The 12,997-nt window shown below is 33.1% G+C and carries 15 protein-coding genes and 1 CRISPR repeat array; of the genes, 13 read left to right on the top strand and 2 right to left on the bottom strand.

Going from position 1 to position 12,997, the window contains the following annotated elements:
- The first annotated feature begins 4 nt into the window (after positions 1–4).
- The 6 genes from cas7c (at position 5) to EPK97_RS22440 (ending at position 5,600) form a co-directional block, all read left to right on the top strand.
- Positions 5–868 (top strand): type I-C CRISPR-associated protein Cas7/Csd2, encoded by an 864-nt coding sequence (gene cas7c / locus EPK97_RS14735; protein WP_162037393.1) that lies wholly within the window; start codon positions 5–7, stop codon positions 866–868.
- Entirely contained in the window at positions 858–1,517 is a 660-nt protein-coding gene (gene cas4 / locus EPK97_RS14740; RefSeq protein ID WP_162037394.1) for a CRISPR-associated protein Cas4, read from the top strand. The genes cas7c and cas4 overlap by 11 nt, the downstream gene beginning before the upstream one ends.
- Positions 1,514–2,545 carry a type I-C CRISPR-associated endonuclease Cas1c gene (gene cas1c, locus EPK97_RS14745; RefSeq protein ID WP_162037395.1) on the top strand — a complete coding sequence of 344 codons (1,032 nt, stop codon included), beginning with the start codon at positions 1,514–1,516 and terminating at the stop codon, positions 2,543–2,545. The genes cas4 and cas1c overlap by 4 nt, the downstream gene beginning before the upstream one ends.
- 9 nt (positions 2,546–2,554) lie before the next feature.
- Positions 2,555–2,845, top strand: a complete 291-nt coding sequence (gene cas2, locus EPK97_RS14750; RefSeq protein ID WP_162037396.1) for a CRISPR-associated endonuclease Cas2 — start codon at positions 2,555–2,557, stop codon at positions 2,843–2,845.
- A 166-nt stretch (positions 2,846–3,011) separates the two neighbouring features.
- A CRISPR array of direct repeats spans positions 3,012–4,829; the repeat unit is 32 nt; unit sequence GTCGCACCTAATGTAGGTGCGTGGATTGAAAT.
- A gap of 1 nt (position 4,830) precedes the next feature.
- Positions 4,831–5,073 (top strand): hypothetical protein, encoded by a 243-nt coding sequence (locus EPK97_RS14760; protein WP_162037397.1) that lies wholly within the window; start codon positions 4,831–4,833, stop codon positions 5,071–5,073.
- 44 nt (positions 5,074–5,117) lie between these two features.
- Positions 5,118–5,600, top strand: a complete 483-nt coding sequence (locus EPK97_RS22440; protein ID WP_338075716.1) for an RsiV family protein — start codon at positions 5,118–5,120, stop codon at positions 5,598–5,600.
- Positions 5,601–5,671: 71 nt separating this feature from the next.
- Here the strand turns inward: EPK97_RS22440 and EPK97_RS14770 are convergent, their stop codons facing one another.
- Complete coding sequence (locus EPK97_RS14770; RefSeq protein ID WP_162037399.1) at positions 5,672–6,403, bottom strand: TMEM164-related integral membrane acyltransferase; 732 nt, start codon at positions 6,401–6,403, stop codon at positions 5,672–5,674.
- 433 nt (positions 6,404–6,836) lie between these two features.
- Between EPK97_RS14770 and EPK97_RS14775 the strand changes: the two genes are divergently transcribed.
- From EPK97_RS14775 to EPK97_RS14795, 5 genes are all read left to right on the top strand, one after another.
- Entirely contained in the window at positions 6,837–7,166 is a 330-nt protein-coding gene (locus tag EPK97_RS14775; RefSeq protein ID WP_162037501.1) for a PadR family transcriptional regulator, read from the top strand.
- Position 7,167: 1 nt separating this feature from the next.
- The gene (locus EPK97_RS14780; protein WP_162037400.1) at positions 7,168–7,962 is read left to right on the top strand and encodes a permease prefix domain 1-containing protein; all 795 of its coding nucleotides are present in this window, start codon (positions 7,168–7,170) and stop codon (positions 7,960–7,962) included.
- A gap of 102 nt (positions 7,963–8,064) precedes the next feature.
- On the top strand, positions 8,065–8,259 hold the full coding sequence (locus tag EPK97_RS14785) for a YwbE family protein (protein ID WP_162037401.1): 195 nt from the start codon (positions 8,065–8,067) through the stop codon (positions 8,257–8,259).
- A gap of 148 nt (positions 8,260–8,407) precedes the next feature.
- Positions 8,408–8,911 (top strand): DUF6933 domain-containing protein, encoded by a 504-nt coding sequence (locus EPK97_RS14790; protein WP_162037402.1) that lies wholly within the window; start codon positions 8,408–8,410, stop codon positions 8,909–8,911.
- Positions 8,912–9,010: 99 nt separating this feature from the next.
- Positions 9,011–9,205, top strand: coding sequence for a tautomerase family protein (locus tag EPK97_RS14795; protein ID WP_162037403.1), 195 nt, complete (start codon positions 9,011–9,013; stop codon positions 9,203–9,205).
- A gap of 139 nt (positions 9,206–9,344) precedes the next feature.
- Here EPK97_RS14795 and EPK97_RS14800 read toward each other — a convergent pair whose 3' ends face one another.
- Positions 9,345–9,959 carry a TetR/AcrR family transcriptional regulator gene (locus tag EPK97_RS14800; protein ID WP_162037404.1) on the bottom strand — a complete coding sequence of 205 codons (615 nt, stop codon included), beginning with the start codon at positions 9,957–9,959 and terminating at the stop codon, positions 9,345–9,347.
- Positions 9,960–10,171: 212 nt separating this feature from the next.
- Here EPK97_RS14800 and EPK97_RS14805 point away from each other — a divergent pair, with 212 nt between their 5' ends.
- A complete protein-coding gene (locus tag EPK97_RS14805) occupies positions 10,172–11,353 on the top strand; it encodes a YhgE/Pip domain-containing protein (protein WP_162037405.1) in 1,182 nt (393 codons plus the stop codon).
- Positions 11,354–11,729: 376 nt separating this feature from the next.
- A complete protein-coding gene (locus EPK97_RS14810) occupies positions 11,730–12,995 on the top strand; it encodes a class I SAM-dependent methyltransferase (protein ID WP_162037406.1) in 1,266 nt (421 codons plus the stop codon).
- Positions 12,996–12,997: the final 2 nt, after the last annotated feature.

Genomic DNA, 12,997 nt, shown 5'->3' on the forward strand with positions numbered 1-12,997 from the left:
GAAAATGACAATATTAGATCATAAAATTGATTTTGCAGTTGTATTATCTGTAACTAAAGCCAATCCGAATGGTGATCCATTAAATGGAAATCGACCAAGACAAAACTATGATGGGCATGGAGAAATATCAGATGTTAGTTTAAAACGAAAAATCAGAAATCGCTTACAAGATGAAGGGGAATCTATCTTTGTTCAATCTAATGATCGTAAAATTGATGATTTTAAAAGTTTAAGAGAGCGTGCTGAAGGCAATATAGCACTACAGGAAATATTAAAATCTAAGAACAGCTCAAGTGATGAGTTTGCAGCGATTGCATGTGAACAGTGGATTGATGTACGGAGTTTTGGACAAGTTTTTGCATTTAAAGGAACAGGTAAAGGAACAGGAGTATCTGTTGGTGTTAGAGGACCTGTTTCAATTCATACTGCAACAAGTGTAGATCCCATTGATATTACGAGTATGCAAATTACCAAAAGTGTGAATTCTGAGCCTGGCAAAGAGAAAGGTTCAGATACAATGGGGATGAAACATCGTGCAGATTTTGGTGTCTATATCTTTCACGGAAGCATCAATACACAACTAGCAGAAAAAACTAGATTCACAAATGAAGATGCACAAAAGATAAAAAAAGCGCTAGTAACATTGTTTGAAAATGATACTTCAGCTGCTAGACCAGATGGGAGCATGGAAGTGCATAAAGTTTTTTGGTGGGAACATAATTCAAAATTGGGTCAATATTCCTCAGCTAAAGTGCATCGTTTATTAGATATAAAGAAACATAAACCAGAACCAAAGGAGTTTAAAGATTACGCTATAGAGCTAGGTGAATTAGATAATTTAAAAGTTGAGATTATAGATGGGCTTTAGTGAAGAAGACAGCTTTTTGATGTTATCTGGTATTCAACATTTTCAGTTTTGTAAACGACAATGGGCGCTGATCCATATTGAACAACAGTGGGAAGAAAATGTTAGAACGATTGAAGGACAGCATCTTCATCAAAAGGCAGATCAACCATTTACTAAGGAAAAACGTGGTGATAAACTTATAGTTCGTGCGATGCCAGTAAAATCTAGCGAATTAAAGATAACAGGGATTTGTGACGTAGTAGAATTTATCAAAGATAAAAATGGTATAGAAATAGATGGTGTTGAGGGAAAATTTGTTGCATATCCAATAGAATATAAACGTGGAAAACCTAAAAAGAATGATTCGGATATCTTGCAATTAACTGCCCAAGCGATGTGTCTAGAGGAAATGCTGATTTGTGAGATTGACATTGGATATATGTTTTATAATGAGATAAAACATAGAATGGAAGTACCGATTACTATAGAGCATAAAAATAAAGTTAGATCCATCTTTGCAGAAATGTATGATTATTTCAATCGAAAACGTACACCTAAAGTAAAGACAGGATCATTCTGCAAAAACTGTTCCCTTCAAAACATTTGTTTACCTAAATTAATGAATAAGCAATCTGTAAAAAGATACATCGAAGGGAAGATTAATGAATGAAAAAACTATTGAATACCTTGTTTATTACTCGACCAGATGTTTACTTATCATTAGATGGAGATAATATTGTTCTATTAAAAGAAAAGGAACGGTTAGGCAGGTTACCACTACATAACTTAGAATCAGTTGTATCTTTTGGTTACACAGGTGCAAGTCCAGCACTTATGGGTTATTGTGCAGAGAGAAATATTTCGATTGTATTTTTAACTAAGAGTGGTAGATTTCTTGCACGAGTTATTGGACAAAGTAAGGGGAATGTAGTTCTAAGAAAAAAACAATATCGATTATCAGATACAAAAGATATGTCAGCAAAAGTAGCTCGGAATTTTATTGTCGGAAAAATATACAATAATAAGTGGATCATTGAAAGAATGACTAGGGATTATCCACTGCGGGTAGATGTCGCTAAATTTAAAGAAATTTCTAGTCATTTATCATCTATCATTCTTGATGTAAGAAACTGTGAGGATTTAGAAAGATTACGAGGTTTAGAAGGGCAAGCATCGGTCAGTTATAATAAGCTCTTTAACCAAATGATATTACAGCAAAAAGAGGACTTTTTCTTTCACTTTCGGTCACGAAGACCTCCATTAGATAATGTGAATGCGATGTTATCATTTGCATATACGTTATTGGCAATCGATATGGCATCAGCTTTAGAAGGTGTTGGATTGGATTCATATGTTGGATTTTTGCATAGAGAACGACCAGGTAGAGTGTCCTTAGCTTTAGATGTGATGGAAGAGTTGCGAGGAGTTTATGCAGATAAATTTGTCTTGTCACTAATTAATAAAAAAGTCATAAATAACGAGGACTTTATTAAAAAAGAAAATGGAGCTGTTATCATGACTGATGAGGCTAGGAAAAAGTTTTTAACAGCTTGGCAAAATAAAAAGCAAGATAAAATAACACATCCTTATCTTGGTGAAAAGATACCTTGGGGACTAGTACCACATGCACAGGCTTTATTATTAGCTCGATATTTACGAAATGATCTAGATGAGTATCCACCTTTTTTATGGAAGTAGGTGTATCTATTGTTAGTGTTAATTACCTATGATGTAAGCACTGTGAGTAGTGGAGGGCAAACGAGGTTACGAAAAGTATCTAAAGCATGTCAAAATTATGGTCAACGAGTTCAAAACTCAGTATTTGAGTGTATAGTAGATACTACTCAATTTGCCTCTTTAAAATTAGAACTTATTGATATTATAGATGAAAAACATGATAGTCTAAGGTTTTATCGATTAGGTAAAAATTATAAGACTAAAGTAGAACATATAGGCGTGAAGGATTCTATCGATATCGAAGAACCTTTAATTTTTTAGTGCGAATGTGAAGCAAACATAGAATTCTAGGGACATTCGCACTTACTTTTTAAAATTATATTTACAAAATTTATCATTTTTATATTGAATTCTTTATTTTTAAAAAGAATAATGTGTTTTTGATTCAAAAATCTATTGTTATATAGTTATTTTATTAAAAATCGCAGTCGCACCTAATGTAGGTGCGTGGATTGAAATTTAAAGTTAGTTCTACTTCATTTTCATCATTAAAGTCGCACCTAATGTAGGTGCGTGGATTGAAATTCTTTGCGGTTTATTTGTTTCGAGATATGTTTATTGTCGCACCTAATGTAGGTGCGTGGATTGAAATAATTGAAATACTAGTAAATAAATACAGCCTTGTCGTCGCACCTAATGTAGGTGCGTGGATTGAAATATTATCTCCGACATACAATGGCTTCATACATGTGTCGCACCTAATGTAGGTGCGTGGATTGAAATTTCGAATGCAGATTGTAATTGCCCGTTCCAAGTGGTCGCACCTAATGTAGGTGCGTGGATTGAAATATGACTCCACATCTTACGCTTTCTTACCTGAACAGTCGCACCTAATGTAGGTGCGTGGATTGAAATTTAATTTGGGTGTGATTATGATGGGTTTAAAGAAGTCGCACCTAATGTAGGTGCGTGGATTGAAATAAATAGGTTGGAACTCAAGCTCAGATGCATCGTTGTCGCACCTAATGTAGGTGCGTGGATTGAAATTTTGATAGCAACTCAGATACGATCGTTGAATCACGTCGCACCTAATGTAGGTGCGTGGATTGAAATCTCAACAAAAGCGAAGCATCAACGAATGGGAAGTCGCACCTAATGTAGGTGCGTGGATTGAAATATTAAATAGTTTGAACTACATTCCGTACACCTTCGGTCGCACCTAATGTAGGTGCGTGGATTGAAATATTGATTCATGTTCAACATCCCATGCCCTGAGCTTGTCGCACCTAATGTAGGTGCGTGGATTGAAATTTGTAATGCTGCTAAATCTACTTGACTATCGAAGTCGCACCTAATGTAGGTGCGTGGATTGAAATTTATTGGGCAGAGGATATTTTGTTAGAGGACACAGTCGCACCTAATGTAGGTGCGTGGATTGAAATCCATTCGTACTAGTGCTTTTGGTGTTAGTGAAAAGTCGCACCTAATGTAGGTGCGTGGATTGAAATACCTAAAGCTTCATAATCCATTTCATCATTGATGTCGCACCTAATGTAGGTGCGTGGATTGAAATAGATGAGCGAATTAAAGCCATTGTTGAGGGGGTGGTCGCACCTAATGTAGGTGCGTGGATTGAAATTCAACTGCAGCATCCACCACATCACCAGGTATTAGTCGCACCTAATGTAGGTGCGTGGATTGAAATACATGTAAGCTGTTCAATATAGTTCCTTTTCCTGGTCGCACCTAATGTAGGTGCGTGGATTGAAATCTGTTGCAGACAATTCTATGTTTTATGTTGGGCAGTCGCACCTAATGTAGGTGCGTGGATTGAAATAAAATGACACGACCTAAACCTAGTGTAGTATATATAAATAATCCCCTAATGTAGGTGCGTGGATTGAAATAAAATGACACTTGAAGAATTTACGAGGAAAGCTAGTCGCACCTAATGTAGGTGCGTGGATTGAAATCCCTTCCTGAAGTAAAAGATAATACAAAGTTAAACGTCGCACCTAATGTAGGTGCGTGGATTGAAATTTCCCAATTAAAAAAACAAAACATGAAAGAATATTGTCGCACCTAATGTAGGTGCGTGGATTGAAATCATTATATAAATTGAGAAAAAGATGGGGAGTAAATGTCGCACCTAATGTAGGTGCGTGGATTGAAATTCACTCCATAGTGCAGCATACACACATTTGAAAAGTCGCACCTAATGTAGGTGTGTGGATTGAAATTTACGCTTTCTTACCCGAACACAAAAAGATTTCGTCGTACCTAATGTAGGTGCGTGGATTGAAATCTTGAACAACGTTGTTGAGGGAATCAAATCGAAGTCGCACCTCATGAATGAATCTGAGATACCACCTATCGAAAAAATTGATGAAATAGAAGACAAATCATTTCAAAATGTAATAAATGACTCAGAGAATATATTTAATAAAAGTAAAAACATAATAAAAACTAAGATAAACTTAGACACATCAAATAGTGATGTGACTGTAATAGAAAATGCTATATTTTCTGAAGACGAAGCTCTATCGTAAAACCTGAAATTCATGGATTAATAGACAAACAAATTGAATATGAAATTAATAAAAAAATATCAGATTATTATAATGCAGAGATGATGGAAATCAAGTTAAGTGCTACGGAGTATTTAGAAGATATGAAGCAATATGATATACCTGTTTCCAAATCTGTACTAAATATGGACTATAAACTGATCGAAGCTGGAGATTTAGTTTCTATTGTTATTACAATTAGAACCTATATTGGTGGTGCTACTGATATGTCTAGAGTGATGTCTGTGAATATAATCAATGAACCAGTAGGTAAGCAAGTGGGTATTTCGGATATATTTGATGTAAATTCATTGAATCATCTTATATTACAGTATATGAGTTACAACAAAAAGAACTATTCAACATTTTCAACAGGAGAACTTACTCTTCAATCTGTAAGAGAAGATCAAGCATTTTATATTGAGAATAATACACTGTATATTTTATTTAATAAATATGAGATTGCTCCCGGTGCAGGAGAGATACAAACAATAGCCATTCCTTTATAGAGATTGTACACATAGATGCAAAAACGACTAATTAGAGGAAGTGATGACTGTTCTTCGTGTAGATATATTTTTTAACTTTTTTGCATATGCTTCTTTTTCTCCGTAAACCAGAAAGGCAAATACAATATAAAAAACGTAACAAGAGCTATAATCTCTAGTGGTATGATATACCAAGGCCATGGACCTAAATAATCAATTATTGAAGGATTGATCGGTTTTTTTGAGACGTACATATAATTGCTACCAATCATAATATTAAAAATAAATATGAATAAAGTATAGAGATTTAGATAGAAAAAGGCTCTCCATAAAGATTTCCAGGTAGGTCGAAAACCTTCTACAAATACCATAAATAAATTAGCAACTACAATTCCGCCATGAGCAATAAAGAACTGAATATATCGAAAATGTGGGAAGGTATATAAACTAATATCTGGAGTAATCATGGCTTGAAGTGCACTGCCTACTCCAACAAAATAAGTGAACTCAAAAAGACGATAACTTTTGAACCAAAGTAACAAAGCTGCTAGTAAAAGAGAGATACTACTTAAATGAAGTGGAAGTGCATTTCGAAATCCCCATTCGTCAACCCACCAAAGCCAAGCATGAAGACTTATATCTGAGACAATTAGAACTATAATTAATAAACCTCTAGATATTGTGTTAGGGATTGGTCGCTGCAAATCGCTTCTGTACCAATAAATACCCAAAATAATTACAATAACAACGAATAAAGAAAAAAGGTGTTCAAGAGAAAAAAGGACAAATTGGCTTTCACCATCGGACTGAATAAAAGAAAGCACGATAACCACTCCTTTATTTTTAAAATATAAATATTACACTTTGTATAGAAGTTAGAAATGTATGATTTAGTTAGAGTGTGGTCAAATTTGAATGGAAATATAATTTAGATAAATAGTATCATATAAACTTAACCATTATTGCTCCAATGTAATGAGATCATATGTAAATTAACTGAATTTAATTTTTCCACCAGATATAAATTTCACTCAAGAATTAGTAAGGTATTTATAAAGTCCTCAAACATAAGCTTTGAGGGCTTATTTTATTTACCATTAAACACAATTTTTCAAAACTAAGTACTTTACCTGTCGTAGTAATTATGATATAGTAAAATTACTACGACAGATAAAGTACTACAGGTGGAGTAATTTGATTATAATTATAATTTTAAAAATCATAACAACAAAAGTAATGAACGAAAGGAGAATATATTTGATTAGCAGTGATGTTATTAGAGGATATAACGATACGATTATTCTATTTATGTTACTTGACAACGATTCTTACGGGTATGAAATATCAAAGAACATCAAAGAATTTTCAGATGAAAAGTACATTATAAAGGAAACAACCTTATATTCTGCTTTCAATCGTCTGATGAAAAACGGCTACATTGAATCTTTTTTTAAGGAAGAAACGCATGGTAAGAGGCGCACGTATTACAGGATTACCCAATCAGGGATAAACTACTATATGGAAAAGTGTAAAGAATGGGAATTAACGAAGGAAGTTATTAATCGATTTATTAAGGAGGATTTTTAAAATGGAAACAATTATGAATTATTTAGATAATATGTTTGCAACTTTACCAAAAACAGAACAAATCAAAAGCATAAAAGAAGATTTATTATCCAATATGGAAGACAAATACAATGAGCTGAAAAGTAGTGGTAAGTCAGAAAATGAAGCAATAGGTATTGTAATTTCAGAATTCGGAAATATTGATGAATTAATGAAAGAGTTTGACATTGAGCTTGAAAGAGACGAACTTCCAATCCTTACAGAAGATGAAGTGAATAATTATTTGAAAGTAAACAAAAAATGGAGTATATTCTTTGGAACTGGCGTGTTATTATGTTTGCTAGGAGTAGCTCAATTAATTTTAATACCGCAATTAATAGCCGATGGCTTCATAACTGGTTTATCAGAAGATATTGATGATATGCTTCTCATTCCTTTATTTTTACTACTCGCAATAGCCACTGCTATGTTCACCTATGCTGGAATGGGAATGTCATTTGGTAAATATAGGTCAGTAGAAAAACGTTTTAAACTACCGGCACATTTAAGAAAGTCTATTGAAAACAAAAATGATTCATTCCATCCAACCTATACACTTTCTGTTATTGTTGGAGTAGTGCTGAGTATCTTATCACCAATAGCTATTTTTATTGAATCAGCAATAAATGAAAATGCATCAAGTTATGGAGTAGTTTTTCTTTTGATTATCGTTTCGATCGCTACTTATATCTTCATATATTTTGGATGGATAAAAATGAGTTATGATGCACTATTAAATATTGGAAAGAATTCAAAGCCCAACAAAGAGAACATATAATGTGATTAGTTTTTCACAAACAACCAAAAATAGATATAAACAAACCTCTTAGACCCTCTTACAATCAAAGGGGGTTCACTTTTCGCTAAAGGAGTAACAAAAATGTCTGGAACGAAACGGGAAAACATTAAACAAGGTACAAAAGTTAAAGTAGTACAAAAACAAGACCAGCGTTCAGGTAAATTAACAGAAGGTGTAGTTTCGAAAATACTTACAAATTCATCAACTCATCCTCATGGTATTAAGGTTATGCTCACAAGTGGTATTGTGGGGAGAGTTAAGGAGATATTAGATTGAGTATTTTAGTACAACACTATAGATGGGGAAATAAATGAAATAAAACCTGTAATTGCAAAATCAAAAGAGATAAAAATAATAAAGTAAAGTAAAGTAATCAGATTTTAAAAAATTTCATAAATTTAATGAATATATCGAAGGTGAAAATATGCTTATTCAATGTACTAAAAAATTAGCTGATGCTATGAAAATAAAACTAGAGGATTATACTCATGATCGAGAATCTTTTTACGATTGGCATGCTAATTTGTTTATGTTCGATAGGAGAAAAGGTGTAATTCTAATGAACAACAAAACTCGATATTGCATAGTATTGTACGGTTTAAAATTAAATGATTTTAAAAAATTTGATGATATCTTCATATCTGCTATAGAAGAAACATTTTTGGCAGAAGGGTTGCCACCTCTCAAAGTTAAACAATATTTGAAAAATTGTGCTGAAGTGAAGTATACAAAAACTCATGATAGGAGTATATTAGGACAAATTAATGATTTTCATATCCATATTTCTTGGGAAATAGAACACCACCTTCCAAGTGAAAGTATAAATTTAGTTGAACTTAATAAATGGACGGGTAAACTGATGACTGGTCCAGCAATGGGTTATAAGTATCCTATTGATTTACTTAGGAAAGAGATAGAGAATATTTAATAAGTGAAAACTTGATCGTTTCAGCGGCTAATATAAAATATAAGTCCCTTACAATGTAATACTGGTGTTATTATACTCAATAATAGGAGGATATAAGTTATGCCATACATAAATCTTCAAATAACAAAAGGAGCTACTCGTGATCAAAAAGCTAAAATCGTAAAAGAGTTTACGGAAACGCTAGTAAATGTACTCGGTAAAAATCCAGAACATACGCATATTGTAATCCAAGAAATTGAGGATGAAAATTGGGGTTTTTCTGGAATTTTAACGGATGACTTTCGAAAACAGTAAAGACCATGAGTTGAAAACGATATGATATTGTATAGTAGGAGAGACTGATTGAATTTATTATAGATGATAAAAAAACAAGGAGGTTGCCCTAGCCCTCCTTGTTTAATTGTTTTGAAAGAATTAATTTATACATAATATTTTACAAATTATTATCAATTACCAACCCCGCAGCACTCGTAGGTCCTTTTAAAATAATTTGAGTCATCATGAAAGACATTTCCTCTGGAGAAGGATATTCTTTCTCTTTTAACCACCAATCAACCATACCAACAAAAGCGGAACTAGCAAAATGAATATATATTTTTTTTGGAATTTTAAAATCCGTATCGTCCATTCCTAGTTCAATTAAATTATCTTCAAATTTACGGACAATGACATCCTCTAGCTTATTTCTAAAATCATAGATCCCGTGTTCACCAAACATGACTTGATAAAAGGAACGATGCTTTTCAACATTTTCATAAACCTTCTGTACGGTCATTTGTATTTTTTTGATTTTTATCTGTTTTTTTTCAATATGGTTTTTAGGATCATAGATATTCATAAGTTCATTTAGAACGGAATCCATCATTTGTTCCAATAAATCATACTTGTCTTGATAATGTAAATAAAATGTTGCTCGGTTTATCATTGCTTCATCTGCAATGTTTTGGATTGTGATACTGTCAAAGCCTTTTTGCTGGATCAACTTTAAAAATGCGCCCCTAATTAATTTCCTTGTTCTTGTGATCCGAAGATCCACTTTGTTTCCCATTTCATAGTCCTCCAATCATTTTTTGTATATTAAACAACAATGAATGGATCTATGTCGTTTATATAACAAACCAGTTGACATTGATTATTGTGTGTCTTTGTATTTCTCTAATATAATGACAGTATAATCAACAAGGTGATAATTAATCAACAAAATGTTTAAAAAAGTAAACCTTTCTTAAAGTGGAGGGGTTTCTAAAGGAGTGAGAATGTATGATGAAACTGTTTTTTAGACAGAAGTTATTTTGGGTCGGATTAGGTGGCACTATCATTGCTGTTTTTATATTCACGTTTGCTTTTATGGGTTCAACGGTGAATCCAACGCCAGAAGGACTTCCTATCGCAGTTGTCGTGCAGGATGAAGGGATGCAGCTCCCTAATGGAAGTAATATGAATTTTGGAGAATTATTAAAAGAAAAAATGAATGGAATTGATAACTCATCGGTTAAATGGTCATTTCTCTATAATGTGGATAAAGCTACCCAAGAAATGAATGAGAAAAACTACTATGCAACCATAGTGTTACCTGAAAATTTCTCTCGTGATGTTTTTTCATTATTATCCGAAAATGCCAACCAACCACAAGTGACTGTTTTTATTAATGAAGGAATGAATATGAGTGGAGCTACGATTTCATCTCAATTTACAAATGGAATTCTAACTACATTTAATCAACAAATACAAGATCAATTGTTTACACAGGTAGAGCAAGGTCCATTACAACTTACAGTTGATCAAGCAAAAGCATTAGCGCAGCCCATTCATATCATAACTGAAAAAGTAAACCCAGTTGGAACAAACTCAGCAAATGGGAATACACCAGCATTTTTTACACAAATTTTGTGGTTAACGACACTAATCAGTTCTATGATTCTGTATTTACTACTGAAGAAATTGAGTAATAAAACGACCTTTTTATCTGTATCTTCTCAACTAATCGGGGGAATTATATTTGTTACTACGATTTCTGGACTCATTTTATGGATAACTGAAGGAGTATTAAATGTCAGTATTCCAAACAGTGGAGAAATGCTTATGTTGATGTTATTTACAGGGCTCTCATTTTTCTTTATTCAAAATGCCTTATTAAATTGGATGGGTTTTATAGCAGCCCCGCTTATAATACTCTTATTCTTTTTCTCTATGCCGATCTTAACGATGGCCCCAGAGCTTTTACCTAATATTACACAAAATTGGCTGTATTCTTGGGTACCATTTAGATTTAGTGTAGAGGGATTTAAAGATCTATTATTTTTTGGAAAGTCCTCATTTGAAGTTGGAATTGGTACTTTAACTTGGATTGGTATAGGTAGCTTGTTTTTCATGTATTTATCTGTGGTGAAACCACAAAAAGGGGAGAAAGAAGAAAAACAGATAGATGGAGTAGAGGCATAGACAGTTGATTCGAATCGATATATTTTCATTCAATTTTACTCATTAAACGAGCTAATCCGTAAGCAAGGGCGTCTTTGGTAACTAAGGAGTTTGAAGGAAGCTGAATCGCGGTTATTGGAATGAAACAAAGTGATGAGAAGATAAAAAATTAAAAAAACACCTAGAATGATTAATTTTCAAGAAAGTGATTGCTCTAAAAGTCTGAAATAGACGATAAGGCAATCCCTTTTTTCTTTGTATCCATTATGATTGGAAACATTTACAGATACAGTACAACCCTGTAATATAATAAACTAAGAATATTCGTAGAGATTTTGATAAATTAGTGATTATTTTAGTTTTCTGAATCAACATAGATCCAAGGGGGTAGATAGTTATGGCCATAGTCCAATTAAGTTCAACAAACCCGAACTTTTCATTTATGATCAAGAAAAATCCAAATTCAGGCATGCTGCTCAGATCCATTCGCAAGGGTAAAGCTTATGGCTGGTATTCTGATGAAGCTACATTTAATGTATATTTCAAGGATGCAGATAATGAAGTGTCCTTTAAACAAGATAAAAATGAGAACTTTGAATATTTGAATGTATCTCGATACAACAGTCCTTTATTTCCTTTAGCTGCGATTAATGAGTTTTTTAAAACGCCTTTGAAAACATTGGATGAACGAGATGAGGAAGGCTACGAGCATTCATTATTCATGAATATGGTACATATCGAAAGAATTAGATATATCGATTTTTTTAGTAAACATATGAAGGATTTTTCGTTTGATGCCGAGCCTCTTACACATAAAAGTTACGCTTTAACGATTTCTACTAAAAAGAGTTTATATCAGTTATTGCATGTTTCAAGTGTGTTGTGTTTGTTTTTATCTACGTTTGGAAATGAGTATCTTGATACATCTGATAGTTTATTAGAAAAATATATTCAGAGCATCAATGTCATCGATGCACCATTTTATATACGAAGTTTATTCGTTAGAAACTTCCTATCTTCTAAAAATAGATTTAATAAATATAAAGCAGCGTTGGAAAATACAAACCGTTACGACATTCAGTTTGATTTTGGAGGTACTGCTTTTCAGCGGAGAAACTATATTGCAAACTCCTTGCCTTTTGACAAATCAATATTGGATATTGGGTGTGGGGAAGGTTTTTATGCTTTTCCATTTTCTAAAAAAATTGAAGAAAGCTATTATGCTATTGATATAGACAAAGATCTTCTTCGAGATGTGAACCTGAAAGCCAGAGCCAAAGAAATTGATAATATTGTAACTTTTCATTCTATGGATCACTTCTTAGAAGGGTATGAGGGAGAGCAAGTAGATATTATCCTAACCGAAGTGATTGAGCATATGAGTGAGGATGAGGCTAAAAAGTTTATCCTTCAAATTGTACAACATGTTAACTTTGACAACTTTATTATTACAACGCCGAATTTTGATTTTAACCAGTATTACGAAATTAACAATTTTAGGCATGACGATCACAAATGGGAAATGGGTCGGGAACAATTTAGACAATGGTTTATAGATGTGACGAAGGAATTAAACCTAGACTATGAATTTGTAGCTGTAGGTGATGGAGTGAATAACATTCAAACAACACAAGGTGTCATTTTAAGGAATAAGGGGGCGTAACG

The sequence above is a fragment of the Chengkuizengella sediminis genome (assembly GCF_010078385.1).
Lineage (GTDB): Bacteria > Bacillota > Bacilli > Paenibacillales > KCTC-33759 > Chengkuizengella > Chengkuizengella sediminis.

Excerpts from the sequence above, each read along its gene's own strand:
- cas7c (WP_162037393.1), top strand. The coding sequence starts at position 5 with ATGACAATATTAGATCATAAAATTGATTTTGCAGTTGTATTATCTGTA.
- EPK97_RS14805 (WP_162037405.1), top strand. The coding sequence starts at position 10,172 with ATGATGAAACTGTTTTTTAGACAGAAGTTATTTTGGGTCGGATTAGGT.
- EPK97_RS14785 (WP_162037401.1), top strand. The coding sequence starts at position 8,065 with ATGTCTGGAACGAAACGGGAAAACATTAAACAAGGTACAAAAGTTAAA.
- EPK97_RS14790 (WP_162037402.1), top strand. The coding sequence starts at position 8,408 with ATGCTTATTCAATGTACTAAAAAATTAGCTGATGCTATGAAAATAAAA.
- cas4 (WP_162037394.1), top strand. The coding sequence starts at position 858 with ATGGGCTTTAGTGAAGAAGACAGCTTTTTGATGTTATCTGGTATTCAA.
- EPK97_RS14800 (WP_162037404.1), bottom strand. The coding sequence starts at position 9,959 with ATGGGAAACAAAGTGGATCTTCGGATCACAAGAACAAGGAAATTAATT.
- cas1c (WP_162037395.1), top strand. The coding sequence starts at position 1,514 with ATGAAAAAACTATTGAATACCTTGTTTATTACTCGACCAGATGTTTAC.
- EPK97_RS14810 (WP_162037406.1), top strand. The coding sequence starts at position 11,730 with ATGGCCATAGTCCAATTAAGTTCAACAAACCCGAACTTTTCATTTATG.
- EPK97_RS14795 (WP_162037403.1), top strand. The coding sequence starts at position 9,011 with ATGCCATACATAAATCTTCAAATAACAAAAGGAGCTACTCGTGATCAA.
- EPK97_RS14780 (WP_162037400.1), top strand. The coding sequence starts at position 7,168 with ATGGAAACAATTATGAATTATTTAGATAATATGTTTGCAACTTTACCA.